Annotated in this window: 14 protein-coding genes and 2 pseudogenes; 11 read left to right on the top strand and 5 right to left on the bottom strand. The window is 55.2% G+C overall.

The window, feature by feature from the left end; translation table 11 throughout:
• The first annotated feature begins 3 nt into the window (after window positions 1-3).
• The 5 genes from AC07T0_RS01480 (at window position 4) to AC07T0_RS01500 (ending at window position 4,901) form a co-directional block, all read left to right on the top strand.
• Window positions 4-642, top strand: coding sequence for a LysE family translocator (locus tag AC07T0_RS01480; protein WP_494999526.1), 639 nt, complete (start codon window positions 4-6; stop codon window positions 640-642).
• An 83-nt stretch (window positions 643-725) separates the two neighbouring features.
• Window positions 726-2,003 (top strand): diguanylate cyclase domain-containing protein, encoded by a 1,278-nt coding sequence (locus tag AC07T0_RS01485; protein WP_494999527.1) that lies wholly within the window; start codon window positions 726-728, stop codon window positions 2,001-2,003.
• Window positions 2,004-2,107: 104 nt separating this feature from the next.
• Window positions 2,108-2,533 (top strand): hypothetical protein, encoded by a 426-nt coding sequence (locus tag AC07T0_RS01490; RefSeq protein WP_494999528.1) that lies wholly within the window; start codon window positions 2,108-2,110, stop codon window positions 2,531-2,533.
• Window positions 2,534-2,684: 151 nt separating this feature from the next.
• The gene (locus AC07T0_RS01495) at window positions 2,685-3,494 is read left to right on the top strand and encodes an alpha/beta hydrolase (protein ID WP_494999529.1); all 810 of its coding nucleotides are present in this window, start codon (window positions 2,685-2,687) and stop codon (window positions 3,492-3,494) included.
• Between the two features lie 282 nt (window positions 3,495-3,776).
• Complete coding sequence (locus tag AC07T0_RS01500) at window positions 3,777-4,901, top strand: HPP family protein (protein WP_494999530.1); 1,125 nt, start codon at window positions 3,777-3,779, stop codon at window positions 4,899-4,901.
• On the opposite strand, the gene AC07T0_RS01505 is transcribed toward AC07T0_RS01500, so the two are convergent.
• Window positions 4,902-5,765: a LysR family transcriptional regulator gene (locus AC07T0_RS01505; RefSeq protein WP_494999531.1), complete on the bottom strand. Its 864-nt coding sequence runs from the start codon at window positions 5,763-5,765 to the stop codon at window positions 4,902-4,904.
• 184 nt (window positions 5,766-5,949) lie between these two features.
• Between AC07T0_RS01505 and AC07T0_RS01510 the strand changes: the two genes are divergently transcribed.
• Window positions 5,950-6,585 (top strand): hypothetical protein, encoded by a 636-nt coding sequence (locus AC07T0_RS01510; RefSeq protein WP_494999532.1) that lies wholly within the window; start codon window positions 5,950-5,952, stop codon window positions 6,583-6,585.
• A 30-nt stretch (window positions 6,586-6,615) separates the two neighbouring features.
• Here the strand turns inward: AC07T0_RS01510 and AC07T0_RS01515 are convergent, their stop codons facing one another.
• Entirely contained in the window at window positions 6,616-7,167 is a 552-nt protein-coding gene (locus AC07T0_RS01515) for a hypothetical protein (RefSeq protein WP_494999533.1), read from the bottom strand.
• A gap of 528 nt (window positions 7,168-7,695) precedes the next feature.
• Between AC07T0_RS01515 and AC07T0_RS01520 the strand changes: the two are divergent.
• Window positions 7,696-7,995 (top strand): annotated as a pseudogene (locus AC07T0_RS01520) (restriction endonuclease); the annotation flags it as partial.
• Between the two features lie 130 nt (window positions 7,996-8,125).
• On the opposite strand, the pseudogene AC07T0_RS01525 reads toward AC07T0_RS01520, so the two are convergent.
• Window positions 8,126-8,672 (bottom strand): annotated as a pseudogene (locus AC07T0_RS01525) (transposase); the annotation flags it as partial.
• 169 nt (window positions 8,673-8,841) lie between these two features.
• Here AC07T0_RS01525 and AC07T0_RS01530 point away from each other — a divergent pair.
• Complete coding sequence (locus AC07T0_RS01530) at window positions 8,842-9,573, top strand: IclR family transcriptional regulator (protein ID WP_494999534.1); 732 nt, start codon at window positions 8,842-8,844, stop codon at window positions 9,571-9,573.
• Window positions 9,574-9,600: 27 nt separating this feature from the next.
• Here the strand turns inward: AC07T0_RS01530 and AC07T0_RS01535 are convergent, their stop codons facing one another.
• Window positions 9,601-10,623, bottom strand: coding sequence for a TauD/TfdA family dioxygenase (locus AC07T0_RS01535; protein WP_494999535.1), 1,023 nt, complete (start codon window positions 10,621-10,623; stop codon window positions 9,601-9,603).
• Window positions 10,624-10,818: 195 nt separating this feature from the next.
• Here AC07T0_RS01535 and AC07T0_RS01540 point away from each other — a divergent pair, with 195 nt between their 5' ends.
• Window positions 10,819-12,138 carry an MFS transporter gene (locus AC07T0_RS01540; RefSeq protein ID WP_494999536.1) on the top strand — a complete coding sequence of 440 codons (1,320 nt, stop codon included), beginning with the start codon at window positions 10,819-10,821 and terminating at the stop codon, window positions 12,136-12,138.
• Between the two features lie 74 nt (window positions 12,139-12,212).
• Here the strand turns inward: AC07T0_RS01540 and AC07T0_RS01545 are convergent, their stop codons facing one another.
• Complete coding sequence (locus AC07T0_RS01545; RefSeq protein WP_494999537.1) at window positions 12,213-13,109, bottom strand: LysR family transcriptional regulator; 897 nt, start codon at window positions 13,107-13,109, stop codon at window positions 12,213-12,215.
• Between the two features lie 139 nt (window positions 13,110-13,248).
• Between AC07T0_RS01545 and AC07T0_RS01550 the strand changes: the two genes are divergently transcribed.
• On the top strand, window positions 13,249-14,454 hold the full coding sequence (locus AC07T0_RS01550; RefSeq protein WP_494999538.1) for a pyridoxal phosphate-dependent aminotransferase: 1,206 nt from the start codon (window positions 13,249-13,251) through the stop codon (window positions 14,452-14,454).
• A 127-nt stretch (window positions 14,455-14,581) separates the two neighbouring features.
• Complete coding sequence (locus tag AC07T0_RS01555) at window positions 14,582-15,334, top strand: transporter substrate-binding domain-containing protein (protein WP_494999539.1); 753 nt, start codon at window positions 14,582-14,584, stop codon at window positions 15,332-15,334.
• Window positions 15,335-15,371 lie beyond the last annotated feature (37 nt).

Here is a 15,371-nt window from a genome sequence, read left to right on the forward strand (position 1 = left end):
CCGATGACTGCTTCGTTGCTCATAGCTGTGCTCGCCTCCGGCTTTATCTATGGCATTACCCCGGGGCCCGGCGTGCTGGCGGTTTTCGGTATCGGCGCAGCCCGTGGCCGGCTGGCTGGGGCGGGGTTTCTCTGCGGGCACCTGTTGGGCGATGTGATCTGGTGCAGTACGGCGCTGGTGGCCATTGTCGGTGCTCGGGAAATCGGCAGCAGCGCGTTCGATATCCTTGGCGTGCTCAGTGGTCTTTACCTGTTCTGGCTGGGGCTGCGGGCGATCCGCAGCCGGCGCTCCAGTGCCGAGGCCCCCCAGGGCGCGGCGCGGCAACCCTTCGCGCACGGCATCCTGTTCGGCCTGACCAACCCCAAGGCCTACCCGGTGGCGGTCGCGACCTTCACCGCCTTGCTCTCCAGTCGCGCCGAACTGTTGCAGTGGTCGATGCTGCCGTGGCTGATTTTTCTCAGTTTCCTTGGCGGTGTCGTGGCATACGCTATTCTCATCGGTATTGTCGGCGCTCGGCGGGTCAGGGCGTTTTACCAGCGGCACGAGTTGATAATCACCCGGTTATGCGGCGTGATGTTTATCGGCTTTGCCGTTAACGCGCTAGTCCATGCGTTGCCGGGATTGATGCCAAACAAGGCTTGAATCTGCTGCAAGGGGAGGGCAGGAAGCCGGTATTTCCATGGATAGACGTTGACGCTTACTTTTTTTGGGGCGATCTCTTTCTGATGGAATCCAAGACTGTCACACCGCTGGCCAGCTTTATCGACCTGCTGATGGACGCCGTGTGTGCGGTGGATGTCGAAGGACGGTTCGTCTTTGTCAGCGCCGCCTGTGAGCGGATCTTCGGCTACACCCAGGACGAACTGATCGGCCTGCCGATGATCAACCTGGTGCTGCCGGCAGATCGGGAGCGCACGCTCAAGGCTGCCTGCGAAATCATGGGAGGGCAGCCCAAGCCGTATTTTGAAAACCGCTATGTGCGCAAGGACGGCCAGGTGGTGCATATCATGTGGTCGGCGCGCTGGTCCGAGGTCGACCAATTGCGCATCGCCGTGGCCCGGGATATCACCGAGCGCAAACTGGCGGAGTCCCGACAAGCGGCGCTCTACGCGATTTCCGAAGCGGCCCACGCCACCGAGGATCTGCTGGCGCTGTTCCAGCGGGTGCATCGGATCATCGGCGAGTGGTTGCCGGCGGAGAACTTCTGCGTGGCGCTTTACGATCAACAGCGCGACCAACTGAGTTTCCCCTACCTCGTTGACGACCGGCGCGAGCCGAACGCCGTCGACCGTAACTGTGCCGAGGTCGTGCGCAGCGGCCAGCCGCTGCTGTCGAACATCGAAGGCGCACCCTCCTGCCTGGGCGTGCCGTTGAATTCACAGAACGGCACCATTGGTGCACTGCTGGTGAAAAGCAGCGGTGGCGAGCGCTACACCGAGCACGACCAGGAACTGCTGCAATTCGTCTCGGCCCAGGTCGCGGCGGCTATCGAGCGCAAGCAACTGCATGCACGACTGGAGTACATGGCGCGCTATGATCAACTGACCCACCTGCCGAACCGGGCTTTCCTCCAGGAGCGTCTGAAGGCCGCGTTGGCCCGGGCTCGGTGCGAGGGTGGGCTGCTGGCGCTGCTTTATGTCGATCTGGACAAATTCAAACAGGTCAACGACAGCTTTGGGCATGCGGTAGGCGACCTGCTTTTGCAGGAAGTGGCTCGACGCCTGCAACAATGTGTCCGGGAGACCGACACCGTGGCGCGTATCGGCGGCGACGAATTCGTCATCCTGCTGGAGCATTTGCAGCAGCCGGAGCATGCGAACCGAGTGGCCGACAAGGTCCGCCACCTGCTTGGCAAGCCCGTGCCCTGGGAGGCCTTCGAGCTGAGCATCGTGGCGAGTATCGGGATTGCGCTGTATCCGGAAAATGGCGAAGAAGCCCAGCAACTGTTCAAGCATGCGGATGAGGCGATGTATGGGGTCAAGCGCGGCGTGGTGACGCACTGAGGGAGACGATTGTAGGTGTTTGTATCTGGTTTAGTACAATATCGCTAAAGTTCGGTGGGTTCAGGTCGATGTCAAGGAGACCTAAACCTGAATGAGCGTCTGTCATGGTTTCCATCAGCAGCGTTACCATCAATACCCCCACTGTTGTCCCCGTAGCGTCCCCGCTCGGCACAGGGAAGTCCACCGATGCCGGTAAAGAGGGCAAGGCAACGAGTGATAGCCCGACAGGGGTCAAAGTCAACCTGTCCGGTGCCGGGGTCAGCGCGTCCAAAGCCGATCAGGCCCAAGCGGCCAGCTCGGAGCCGGATCACATCAAGCAACTGCGCAAGCAGATCGAGCGGTTGCAGAAGATGATCGCCGAGAAACAGGCCCAATTGCAGCAGCTTCAGGCAAACAAGAACATGAGTCCGGAGCAGAAGGCCCAGCAGGTCACTGCGCTGAATGGTGAGTTGTCGACCTTGTACGGATCGTTGGCCACTATGAACGGCGCGTTGATCTCGGCCTTGAAGAAGCAGGCTGACGGGAAGTAACGGTTGATTCAGGCGGCTAGGCCTGATCGGTGGTCACTCATCAAAAAGTCACCACCGATGTGGCATTTCCTGAAGCCCGCCCAATGACCTGTCAACCTGTGATCATGATTGGGGCTCCCGCCAGTGGAGCTGAACAGGTCAGAGGTGGTTCATGGAATTCTTCGAAAGGCTCACCCGTCGCGCTGTTCTGTTGCGCCTATCCTGGATTGTCAGAATACTGCTGATTAGTTGTGTTTCCGTTCCCACGTTGGCGGCGACGACTAAAACCACCAATACCCTACCTACGCAGCCAGGGGTAACGGAACGATTTGTTCTGATTACACCCGATCAGCCGCGAGCCAGTCTGATTTTGTTTTCTGGCGGGGAGGGTCGACTCAATATTAATGACAATGGCGATATCCGCACGGGCAAGAATAACTTTCTAGTCCGGACTCGGGATCAGTGGGCGGCTCAAGGGTTTCAAGTTGCTGTCGTTGATAGGCCCTCCGACGGGGTTGAACGCGACAGTTACAGATACGCTCAGGATATTCGTTATGTGGCCGAGTTTCTGAAGAAAAAGTCCAATATCCCAGTATGGTTGGTTGGTACCAGCCGTGGCACGACCTCCGCAGTCTCGGTGAGTGTAAAGTTTGCGGCGGACAGTTTATTTGATGGTGTGGTTCTGACTTCAAGTATTCTCGACGGGGTGGGCAGCGTCACCGCGTTTGATCTGTCTCGTATCAAAGTTCCTGTGCTTGTTGTGCATCATCGTAACGATGGCTGCCATGTCACCCCCTATGCATTGGCGCCCACGCTGCTTGGCCAGCTTTCCTCTGTCCCGGCCAAGGAACTGATCACGGTGGAGGGCGGGGATGATTCCGGTAATCCTTGTGAGGCCATGGCGCATCATGGTTACAACGGCGTCGAAAGCGTCGTAGTGCAAAAGGTGAGTGATTGGGTTAAGGCTCACTCAACCCGCTAGTCTCCCGCTTCAGAAAAACCTTCTCTTTTAGGTTGCCATGCCCTGTTTGTAGTTGAGCACTTGGGTGGGGCCGGGGTGTGGCTACTTGAAACACGATAGGAAAGAAGGGGTGGAGGATTTTGGTATCAAAAAAAATGAATTCAAATAGCAATATTTTGCGTTTGTCAGCTATGTCCAGTGTTGCCAAAATGCTGACCTGATTCCAATGAATGCTCTTTTTCGTGCCTCCCCCGGTACACAGGCTCATTAATATTAATGAGCCTTTTTTATTCAGTGTGAAAAATGATCAAGTCTGTTTTGTCGAGTTTTTATCCGGCGCCATTGAACACCCGGCCCAGGGAATGGTTGCGCGCATCAGTCGGGGCGTGGGCAGGTGTTCTTATTACGGCCCTGGTGTGCCAATACGTCTATGGGCTGGAGCTGACGCTTCATCTTATAGGTCCGGTAGGCGCGTCATCCGTTTTGTTGTTTGCTGTTTCTACGGGCGCACTGGCTCAGCCTTGGTCGATAGTCGGCAGTTATTTTGTCGCTACCGTGGCCGCGTTGATAGCGGTACCGTTACTCGGTCATTCTTTCTTGAGCGCCAGCGTCGCTGTGGGATTGGCCATTGGCGGCATGTTCATGCTTCGTTGCCTGCACCCTCCCGGTGCTGCCGTGGCGCTCTGTGTTGTGCTGTCTCAAAGCGATTTGGCCCCCTTGGGGCTGCAGGTTTTTTATCCGGTGATGCTGAATGCCGGAGTTCTCTTGGGGTGTGCACTGGTATTCAATAATCTGACCGGGGTTCGCTACCCCAAAGCCCATCTCAATCCATCGGCGGAGATCAACCACACCCGGGATATCCCTCCGTTCGAGCGGGTCGGTTTTAATAGTGATGACCTTGACGCGGCACTGGCGGATATTGACGGATTTGTTGACGTCACGAAAGAGGACCTGGAAAGCATTATCCGATCCACCGAAAAGCACGCGTTAAGACGGAGCATGGGGGATATTCAAGCTGCCCATATCATGTCGAGGGACGTGCTTTCGGGGACCCCGGAAACAACCATTAAAGAGGCGGTGCGGATCCTGATGCACCACCACATCAAAACCTTGCCCGTACTGAATGAAGAAAACCATATTGTCGGTATTATCAGCCTTACGGATATTATCAAACACCCGCTAGCCAGTCGGAGCAGCGGTTTGCCTGGCGTGTTCGGGGTCAAGAAAAAGACCTTGTTGAAAGACATCATGCAGGCGCCCGTGACCTGTGTGACGACGACGGCTCATATTGTCGAGCTGATACCGTTACTGTCAAAGCAGGGCTTGCACTGTATTCCGGTCCTGCAAAATGACGTATTTGTCGGGGTGATCACACAGACAGACTTGATCGCGGCCTTGCACCGCGATTTGATTGTGCACCTGCATTAGTCAGATCAGCGGATCCCAGCGTTGGGACCAATCGCTATCCCGGGTGACAATATCTTTTAATAGCTTGATGGCGAGTTGCAGCTCGGTCGATGATCGGCTACGAGAATAGACCAGGAAGGTTGGGTAGCTGAATTCAGGGGCGGAGCTGACGCGCTCAAGAATGCCGCTTTCAATATAGGATTGCACGACACGGGTCCTGAAGTAGCCGGACCCGCCATTGTCGAGAATATATTGCAGGGCGACGGGCCCCAGGTTGAAGGAAAGCGCTGCCTTTGCTTTTTCCGGCAAGGCCGCGTCATGGGAGTGCCGGAAGCCAACGCCCCAGTCGATGTAGACATAAGGCTCGGGTTTGGCGATCAGGCGGACCAGTATCAATTTTTCTTCGAGAATCTGCTCGACTTGCAAGTCGGGCCAGTAGGCCGGTTGATAAACCAAGGCCGCATCCAACAGGCCAAGCTCCAATTGTCGTAACAGCGTTGAGCCGTCCCTGATCTCCGTTTTGATGGCGTGCGTCGGTATGGATTTCTGGATTTCACGAACCCAATCCAGAATGAGCGGATTGCATAAACTGACTTCGCCACCGATATGCAATATTTTGTGGAAACCTTCGGGCAGGGGTAAATCCCTGACCGCGGCCTCCCAGGTTTGTACCAACTGGTTGGCATAGACAACGAAAGCTTCCCCGTCCGCTGTCAGTTTGGCCCCCGCTTTGTTGCGGACGAATAACTTGCTATTGAGGCTGCTTTCCAGCTTTTGCACACGGGCGGTGATCGCCGTCTGGGTCACATGCAATCGCTGCGCGGCGGCAATCAGACTGCCGCATCTGACGATTTCCAGAAAGGTTTTAGCCAGCTCGATATCCATTCTTATGCGCCAAAAATACGTTATGGGGCCACGCGGAGTGGGCCTTGTAAAGACCAGGCTGGGGGCTTTTTTCCAATTTGGCCAGATTTCTCGAGTATGGCCTTTTGTTATTACTGGTGACTCTCTAGAATCCGTTCCGCGCTCCGGCCATGGAGGCGCTATGCCATCAATTAGGGAAGTCGACATGCAAATTGGAAAAATTCTGGGGTTGGCCCTGGTGCTCGGGCTGAGTGGTTGCGCGAGCTTCACCAAGGACGAAGTGGCGCCGGTGAAGCTGCCATCGATGTCCAGCTATTCGAACAAGCCGAATGTGTATGTGGACTTCAAGTTCTACCAAGGTGTGCCAAAAAGCGCCTCAGCCGTTGAAGTGCCGCAAGCGCGCGAGATGCTCAAGCCTGAACTGCAAAAAGTGCTGAACGATTCCGGACTCTTCAGTCGTGTCACGCTGGACGAATTCCAGAAGCAGCCTGGTGATTACAACCTGCACCTCAAGGTTTACAACCATCCGGCGGGTGGTGGCCAACTGGTCATGGGCTTTATCAGTGGCCTCAGCCTCATGATCATCCCGGCGCTGGCCACTGATCAATACACCATGAGTCTCGAAGCGGTTGACCAACAAGGGGTGGCAATCAGCAATGCGAGCAACCATGACTCGATCAATACCTGGATGGGGATCTGGTTTGTACCTTTGATGGGCAATACCCCGAAAGCGGCGATCAACGACACGTTCAGCCGCCAGGTCAATGCGCTGCTCAAGCAAATGGTCGAGAGCAATGGCCTGAAATACTCGGCGCTCAACTCCGGCGTACCACGGGCTTGATAAACCAAGGGCCGCAATAGCGGCCCTTTTTTATCCTTTCTTCAAGGCCTGAATGAACTGCGGGTCGCTGTACAGCGCCTTCAGCAAATCACGCACCATCGGGTTGTAGGCATTGGCGGCGTTCGGAATCGCAATGAATCCGAAAAAACTGCTGCTCCACTCGTGGTTCACGTCCTTGGTCGCGTCATAGACCACCTCATTGCCCTTGAGCAAAGTAAAGCGGGCAGAGAGCTGCCCGGTACCGGTGCTGGCTCCTGCCGTCAGCTCATTATTGACCAGCAATACATTCAGGTGCCGCTCTGCTTGCGGATCCAGCAGGCCGGCTTTGCTCAGCTCTTCGTTGATGGCCTGCTGAATATGCAGGGGGATGCTGCCGCTCGGTGAACGGATCGGGTTAGTCCGAACCATCAGCGAGCCCTGGCCAGAGGCGGCTTTCACCTCGGCATTGCTGATCGATTGCAGCGGTGGAGTTTGCTTGAGTTGTTGGACGTTTTCGTAGCTCGGCTCGTAGCGGGTCATGGTCACACCGCAGCCTTGCAGCAACAGGGCGAGCAGTGGGAGCAACAGAAGGGACTTTTTCACGGCATATCCTTGCGTGAGTGTAGGGAGGCCGGATTATCGTTAGATGGCTTATCGCTATCAACCATGTTTCAGCGTTGAGCTGAGAAAAGGAAGAAAAGGGGCGCTGGGCTCCTCTTCGTACCCCGAAACCGACTGACTTGAGGGCAGCATTCAAAGCTGATGCTGCCAAGGCTTTACGTAAGCCTCCTGCCGGTGTGCAGCACCAATGCCGCATGCCAAGCCAGCCGTTTGGCCTGTCCGGGAACTGTGACGCCCACCCCGCTATGCTGATTTGATTAGATTTGTACGTGAAATTAAATCATGAGGTTATTTCTAACCCACCTGTCTGGGTTTACCCGATTTTTGGAAGGCGGCCTTTCTTTGTGCTGTTTTATGTCTACTCTCAAGAGTGGTCATTTTGCCATCATCCTCATCAATGGATCTGAACAGGTCAGAGGTCGTTCATGGACTTTTTTGAAAAGCTCGCCAGTCTCGCTGCCAAAGTGCGTCTTTACGGAGGGCGTAAATAGTACGACTGATAGTGTCGATTCAGAAGCTAAAATTCTGACGACACTGGAGGAGCTGGAGGGTTATCACATTGTTCGTGCGATGGTGCGTTCTGTCGTTGATGCGAAACGTATCGTGCAGCGGGACACTCAGAGCTACTTCGGTATCCTGCTGGATGATAACAATCGTAAGCCGATTTGCCGCCTGCATTTTAATCGCTCACAGAAATACATCGGGATCTTTGATGAGGAAAAAAACGAGACGCGGCACCCGATCAACTCGGTGGACGATATTTATGAGTACTCGGATTGCTTGAAGAAAACGGTAGGCTATTACATGTGAAGGTATTGGCCGCCTGGTTCGGCATAATCATTGGCTGATGGCTGATGACAAAACTCGGGGCAAACTCCAGAGTCTTGCGCGTTATGTGGGGATTCCATGACCATCCGGACACCCATTCCACCAACATCCGGGCTTCACTCAACCAGGTCACCAGTAATTGCCGTTCCGGCAAGGCGGTCAGTTGTCCTCGCTGTCGATCCCCCAGTAATTGTTGAGCTTTTTTCGCAGCACCAGCAACGCGTCGGTTTCAGCCAGCGCCTTGTCTTTACGGCGCAGTTCGCGCTCAAGTTCCTGGATGCGTTTCTTGTCCTTGCGGGCTTGCTCGCGATCGTCTTTTTGCTGGGCTTTGTCTGCTTTCTGGCCGTTGATGCAGGCTTGCCGCCACGCCTTGATTTGCTCGGGGTACAGGCCTTTGCGACGGCAGTATTCAGCCAGTTCAATTTCGGACAAACCGGCGGTTTCAAGGACGACGGCAAACTGGGTTTCGGCTGTCCAGTTCTGGGCCGATGGGCTGTTCTCGGACACTGCGTTTCCTTCAGAGCGGGCCTTTCTGCGCCAGTTGGCCAATGACATGTCGCTGACCCCTTCGCGCCGAGCAACCTCGCCATCGACAGGCTCAGCGGGGGAAGCAGCATCTTGAGCAATGCGGCTTTGCGTTCCGGTGAATAGTACGGCACGAACAGTCTCTTTCCGCCCCCGATCTGCGTCTTCAGGAAAATTCGGAGAGGCGACAACTATCCTGACACCGGGGGCTTTCTGGACGCACCTTGCTGGCGTCGCCAGGTGATTGGTTGTTAGGTAGTTGGCTAATCGTTATGATCGGATTATTTGTCAACGATTACGATAATGGCCAAAACAAAAGAATCCGAGTCCGTTGATCGCAGTGTAACTGCTGCCGAGAGAACGCTGGCTCTCCTGGATGCCTTCATTGGCACTGGACGTGAGCTTTCCTTGGGAGAGCTTGAGGAGCGTACGGGCCTTTTTAAAAGTGTGATCCTACGTTACATGATTTCCTTCGAGCGCTGGGGATACGCAACCAAGACTGGTAACGGCGTGTTCCGGTTGGGCCCGCGAGCTTTCCAGCTTGGACGGGCCTTTGAGCGCGCGTTAAATATCAGTGAGATCATCCAGCCTGTGCTGAACAGCATCACTCAGCAAACCACCGAGACCTCTTCAGTGTACATCCGAGATGGAGACTGGCGGGTGTGTTGGCTGCGGGCTGAGTCTAGTCACATGATCCGGGTTGGGATTCTGCCAGGTAATCGTCTGCCGATGGATCAGACAGCCACCAGCCGGATTTTACGACGGTTTTCTGAAGAACCGATCCATGACATCGATGAGCTCACCATTGACGTGATTGAGCATTCCACGGGGATTGGTGATCCGCTTCTGGCATCGGTCGCCGCCCCATTGTTTGGCGCAAACAATGAGTTTCTCGGATCATTGACTCTCTCAGGCATCAATAACCGGTTCGATCCTTACCGTCGAGATTTTCACCAGTTGATGCTCGATCAGGCGCTAACGATCAGTCGGGCTCTTGGGGCGACAAATAGCAGGGAAGGGGGGCGACTGGAGTAATCCAGTCACCCTGGTGTCGCGGAGGGATCAGGCTACGGAAGGCTCGCGCTGAAAGATCGGTACGCCCATGCGAGCAGTGCCTGGGCCGAAGCGCTCAGCAAATTCGTGAGCGAGTGGACGGGTGTCGTTACGTAGCCACAAGCGCAGCAGATGGCGTTTCTTGTCCTCTTCTTCGAAGTCAACGAACTCGGTGCGAGAGTGGACGATTGTGTGGTTGTTCAGCAACTGCATGTCGCCGGGTTCGAACTGCATCTCGAAGCAAAATTCAGCGCTGTCGGCCAGCTTGTCGAACAGGTTCAGCGCGGCTTCCTGCTGCTCGGTTTTTTCCTCGCCACTCTTTGTGAATGCGGGCTCGATGGCGTTACGAACGTAACGGCAGCTCAGCTTTCCCTCGAAGTCACTGAAGACTGGAATTTTATGGTCGCTGAGTTCGCCAGCACCTGGGCGCTGCTCGCCTTTCAGGTCGTAGAAGAAGCCATCAAACAGCGGTTTCAGAAGCTCAGGGTTGGTTTCCAACATCCGGTTGTAAATCGAGAGCGAGCTGGAGAAGCGACTTAGGCCCCCTGACTGCGGAGTGCGCAGGCACAACAGACCTACGATATCGCAGTTGTCGGTGTGGAAATTCAGCTTCGCCTTTGTGTTGTAGCCACGAGTTTTTTGGCTGTAAGTGACACCTTCATCCTTCACATGCCCCAGCAAATGGGCGCGCGAGTTTTGGGTCACCGGAATGCCCAAGTGCAGCCCAATGCCCCAGTAGATTCGAGACGCATCTTCCTTACTGTAGTTCTGCACAGGCAAGCCACGCAGCACGGCCATGCCCACGCCTTCGTGGATTTGCTGATCGACGGCTTTCAGCACCAGTAGCGTGTGATCCAGCGGGAAGTCCTGTTTGGTGATGCCGGTGATCGGCAGATGGCGTACTCGCGCCAAGGCAGCGTCGAGCTCGTTGATCACCTTCTCGTCCAGCCGGTACAGCCAGGATTCGTCCTTGTGCAGCGATGCTGCTGTCCATGCGCTACGGTCGGTCACTGGGGTAGTTCGAGTTGTCATTGTTGGTCTCCTGCGGGTGTGCCCGGACATGATGGGGGAAGCCGGTGCGTGCAGTTATCATAACTGCGTTATGAAAATGCTCAAGAGGGGGCTTTACAATTTTCATAAAGTGGTTATGAATTGTCGGGCGTGACATGTGCGACCTGACCACAGGCAGCCATCTAATAGACAAAAATAATTAACAGGCCTAGCGTGATGACTAACTACAATCCAAGCAGCAGCGTCGAGAAATCGGCGATAACAAAATTGAGCTGGCGCCTCATGCCCTTGTTGATGGTGAGCTACCTGGCTTGCTACATCGACCGCACGAACATCTCGTTCGCCGCGCTAAAAATGAACGCTGATCTAGGCTTGGATGCCTCTACTTTCGGCGTTGCCGCCGGCATCTTCTTCCTGGGATACCTGCTGTTCGAAATCCCATCGAATCTGGCCTGCCATAAGTTCGGCCCACGGTTCTGGATATCCCGCATCATGCTTACCTGGGGCATCATTTCGGGACTGACTGCATTTGCTTGGGACGGCACCAGCCTGATCGGCATTCGATTCCTTTTGGGGGTTGCTGAGGCAGGCTTCATCCCAGGAGTGGTTCTATATCTGGCGAAAGCGTTCCCGGAAAACTACCGAGGCAGAGCGACCGGGATGTTCCTAATGATGGTGCCGGTTGCGAGTTTGATCAGTTCTCCACTGTCCACTTGGCTCATCGGCGTGGACGGCGTTTTTGGTCTCAAAGGCTGGCAGTTGCTGTTCGTCGTGGAAGCAGCTCCTTCGATACTCTTGGCATTTGTCGTGTTCGCTTGCCTGCGCGATGAACCGTCAAAAGCGAAGTTTCTGACCCCGGAAGAGCAGAACTTTCTCCAGTCCACGATCAATCAGGAGTCTGCCCATAAGCCTTCCTTCAAGCTCTGGGCTGTGCTGACCAACAAGAGTGTTTTGGCACTCGGGATGGTCAATTTCGGCGTGCTGATCACCCACCAAACGGTAGGGCTGTGGCTGCCGCAGATCATCCGTGAATTCGGATGGACGGCACAGCACATCGGCTGGTCGATGGCGGGACTTTACATGCTTAGCGCTGTTGCCATGGCTGTCTGGGGCCGTCGGTCTGATCGCAAGGGCGAGCGTAAGCAACACGTGCTGATCGCACTGGGTTGTGCTTGCGCAGGCCTCATTTTCTCTACGATGTTCGACGCTCCGTGGGCCAAGTTCGCCTGTCTGACCGTTGCTCTTGTCTGTAGCTTTGCATCGATGGCAGTGATCTTGACCATCCCCACGCAATTTTTGAAAGACCGTGCTGCTGCCGGTGGTATTGCCATGGTTGTGGCAATTGGGAGCCTCTCGGGATTCCTGGGCAGCTCACTGGTCGGGATGCTCCGCGAAACCACGGGTGGATTCACTGTTCCAATTCTGGTGATCGCAGGCCTGGGTATCGTTGCTTGCCTGACGTTGGCCCGCTTGCCGATTACACCAGTGGCGAGCGCCTCCAAAGAAGTGCCAGTTGTGAAGTCTCAAGCGGCATGAAATGGCATATGAATCAGGTTCAGGAGGTGGGGCCAGCTGACTCCATCGCCTGTTCATCGCTCGTGAAATTGGCCTCAGATTATGAACTTGGTGAAGTCGCAAGTTCTCGCTGCTATCTGAACGATTTGCGTCATGAACAAATCCTCTTCCGCAGCACGGTGAATGGCCTTGTAGAAAACTTGGGGAAGGGCAGGTTCAACGTTGAGCACCTGGAGCTGATTCCGATCAAGCAGCTGTTTCAGACAGTGCAGTGGGAGGTAGGAAGTCGCCAAGCCGGAGACGGCCATGCCTATCTGAGCCAGGAGGTTGTTGCAGGTGATGGAGCGACTGACGTCGACCCCTTCCTCCCTGAACCACTGGCCGTATGCCTTACCCATACCGGACAGCACCCCTTGGACAAGCAGCATTCGTCCCGTCAGCTCTTTAAGCGTCAGCGTTCCGGAATCTCCGATCAGGCTTGGGGCGCACATCCAGGCATTCTCCACGGAGTTCAGTCTCGTGCAGGTGAATCGGTTGTCCTGAAAAATATCCGGCACGATGATCAGGTCGATCGAGTTGGACGTCAGGCGCTCATACAGGATTGGACTGAGGTCGACTTCCGGAATGATTTCCACATTCGGGTACGTCTCCCTGATCCCTTGAACAAGGTCGGGCAACCAAGTGAGTGCCGTGAGCTCGGTCACGCCCAATCGCAGTTTTCTCCGAAGGTTTTCGGGGCTTTCCAGTCGCTGAAGAATGGCGTCGCGCTGGTTCAGAAGCGAGAGTGCCAAGGACGCCACTTCATTTCCCAAAGGCGTGAGCTGGGCGGTACGGCGGCTTCTGTCAAAAAGCGGTTTTTCATACATCAACTCCAGTTCTTGGATGCGCTTGGAGATGGCCGACTGGCTCGTGTTCAGGTGTTCCGCCGCCGCATCGAAGCTGCCCAGCTTCGACACCCAGTAGACGGCTTCAACCTGTTTGATCGTGATCATGTCTGACTCCGCAGAAGGCAGAAAAGGCCATAAAAGATTCCATATTGGTATGAATAAATCAAACTAAATATCGTTATTCATCCAATTCCGGACTATGTAACCTCGACTTGCCAGACTTAGACAATAGGGCTCAGCCTCCATGACATACCCATTTTCCAACCGACTTGATCGTTTCTCTCCTTCTGCGAGTATCGCAGCCAAGGCACGTGCTACTGCACTCGAAGCGTCCGGTATCTCCATTCTCGACTTTTGCGCCGGCGAGCCTGATTTTGTAACGCCAACCAACGTTATCGAGGCGGCAAGTTCAGCTGCACTCAAGGGGCAGACTCACTACACCCCGACGACCGGTACCAAGGCGCTGAAGGCTGCCGTGCAGCGCAAGTTCAAGCGCGACAATGGGTTGGATTTTGCCCCCGAAGAGATCATCGTCAGCTCCGGGGCAAAACAGATGATCTACACCGCCTTCACTTGCACTGTCGATCAGGGCGACGAGGTGATCATTCCTGCGCCTTACTGGGTTTCGTACCCCGACATCGTGAAGCTCTGCGAGGGTGTTCCTGTCATCTTGGAATGTCCGGGCTCTCAAGGCTTCAAGCTCACTGCAGCGCAGCTGGAAGCAGCTATTACGCCACGCACCAAATGGTTGGTGCTGAACTCTCCAAACAACCCTACTGGAGCGATCTACAGCCCGGGCGAGCTGAAAGCTCTGACGGATGTCCTGTTGCATCACCCGCAAGTGTGGTTGATGACTGATGAAATCTACGAGCACCTGAACTACGGCGGGGCCGCCCTGGCAGCCCCTTCGGTGATTGCTCCCGAACTCAAGGCGCGGACGCTCGTGATCAATGGCGTTTCGAAGGCGTACGCCATGACTGGCTGGCGCATTGGTTTTGGTGGTGGCCCAGTGGCTCTTGTCAAAGCCATGGACAAGCTGATGTCCCAGAGTATCGGCGGTGCCTCTTCTGTTAGCCAAGCTGCTGCAGTCGCAGCGCTGGATGAGGGTGAATCCTTCATTCGCCAAGCCGCTGAAGTGTTCGCGGCCCGCCGTGACCTGATCTCCGGGCTGTTGAATGACATTCCAGGCCTGAAGTGTCTGCCGATTGAGGGCGCGTTCTACGCTTACCCTAACTGTTCGGAACTGATTGGAAAGCAGGCACCTGATGGAACGATCCTGAAGACCGACACGGACGTTCGAGACTACCTGCTCGAAACTGCGAATGTGGCAGTGCTAGACGGCGCTGCATATGGCCTGTCCCCTTACCTCCGCATGTCTTTCGCCACTTCCAACGAGGTGATCACCGAAGGATGCCGCCGGATTAAAGAGGCTTGTCAGGCGCTGAAGTAAGATTCAGCGACCGCCCAGAATAAGAAGTTTTGCTCAAATTGATTTCTGCCCTCCACCTAAAAAGAGACTTTTAAAAATGAAAAGGGCCGCCCTTGCACTGTTATGCGTAATCACATCGACAACAGCTATGGCTGATGCCTTGGACGACATCAAAGCACGTGGCACGCTGCGCTGTGCAACGTTGACCGATAGCGTTCCGCTTGGTTACCAGGATCCGGTAAGCCGTGAAATCGTCGGCCTGGATGTGGACGTATGTAAGGCTCTAGCCAAGCACCTTGGCGTTAAACCGGAAATGCAGGGCATCGCCGTCAGTGCGCGAATTCCTTCGCTGATTTCCGGTCGCACCGACGTCGTCGCGGCGGCGCTTGGCTACACCAAGGATCGGGCAGAACAGATCAACTTCTCGGGCGCTTATTACCAGGTGCCGATCAAGATTCTGGTCAAGAGCGATACCGGTATCAGCAGCTTTGCTGATTTTGCTGACAAGCGTATCAGCGCGGTCAAGAGCTCCACCCCAGAGCTTTATGCGCGTCAACAGATCGCAGATGCCAAGGTCATCGGCTTCGAAGATGCTCCGGCAGCGTTCCTGGCTTTGCAGCAAGGCAAGGTTCAAGGAATGGCGATGACCGTGCCGGCAGCGATTCGCTTCCATGCACGTGATCAGAACATGCGGTTCCTCGACCAGGCGCTGCATTTTGAGCCGAATTGCATCGGGATCAAGAAGGGCGAGGCGGCTCTTACCGAAGCCGTTGATAAGGCGTTGGCCGAGATGGAAAGCACAGGTGAGCTTCAGGCGATCTGGGATCACTGGTATGGCAACGACACCGAATACAAGCTGGTTCGGGAAAAGAAATTAACCGCTATTTCCGATTTTCAGTGATTGCTGCAGGCCGCGTAATGCGGCCTGATTGAGGTGT

The organism is Pseudomonas sp. GW821-FHT04D07 (assembly GCF_059420225.1).

Coding starts and splice junctions, on each gene's coding strand:
- AC07T0_RS01480 (WP_494999526.1), top strand. CDS start 4: ATGACTGCTTCGTTGCTCATAGCTGTGCTCGCCTCCGGCTTTATCTAT.
- AC07T0_RS01485 (WP_494999527.1), top strand. CDS start 726: ATGGAATCCAAGACTGTCACACCGCTGGCCAGCTTTATCGACCTGCTG.
- AC07T0_RS01490 (WP_494999528.1), top strand. CDS start 2,108: ATGGTTTCCATCAGCAGCGTTACCATCAATACCCCCACTGTTGTCCCC.
- AC07T0_RS01495 (WP_494999529.1), top strand. CDS start 2,685: ATGGAATTCTTCGAAAGGCTCACCCGTCGCGCTGTTCTGTTGCGCCTA.
- AC07T0_RS01500 (WP_494999530.1), top strand. CDS start 3,777: ATGATCAAGTCTGTTTTGTCGAGTTTTTATCCGGCGCCATTGAACACC.
- AC07T0_RS01505 (WP_494999531.1), bottom strand. CDS start 5,765: ATGGATATCGAGCTGGCTAAAACCTTTCTGGAAATCGTCAGATGCGGC.
- AC07T0_RS01510 (WP_494999532.1), top strand. CDS start 5,950: ATGCAAATTGGAAAAATTCTGGGGTTGGCCCTGGTGCTCGGGCTGAGT.
- AC07T0_RS01530 (WP_494999534.1), top strand. CDS start 8,842: ATGGCCAAAACAAAAGAATCCGAGTCCGTTGATCGCAGTGTAACTGCT.
- AC07T0_RS01535 (WP_494999535.1), bottom strand. CDS start 10,623: ATGACAACTCGAACTACCCCAGTGACCGACCGTAGCGCATGGACAGCA.
- AC07T0_RS01540 (WP_494999536.1), top strand. CDS start 10,819: ATGACTAACTACAATCCAAGCAGCAGCGTCGAGAAATCGGCGATAACA.
- AC07T0_RS01545 (WP_494999537.1), bottom strand. CDS start 13,109: ATGATCACGATCAAACAGGTTGAAGCCGTCTACTGGGTGTCGAAGCTG.
- AC07T0_RS01550 (WP_494999538.1), top strand. CDS start 13,249: ATGACATACCCATTTTCCAACCGACTTGATCGTTTCTCTCCTTCTGCG.
- AC07T0_RS01555 (WP_494999539.1), top strand. CDS start 14,582: ATGGCTGATGCCTTGGACGACATCAAAGCACGTGGCACGCTGCGCTGT.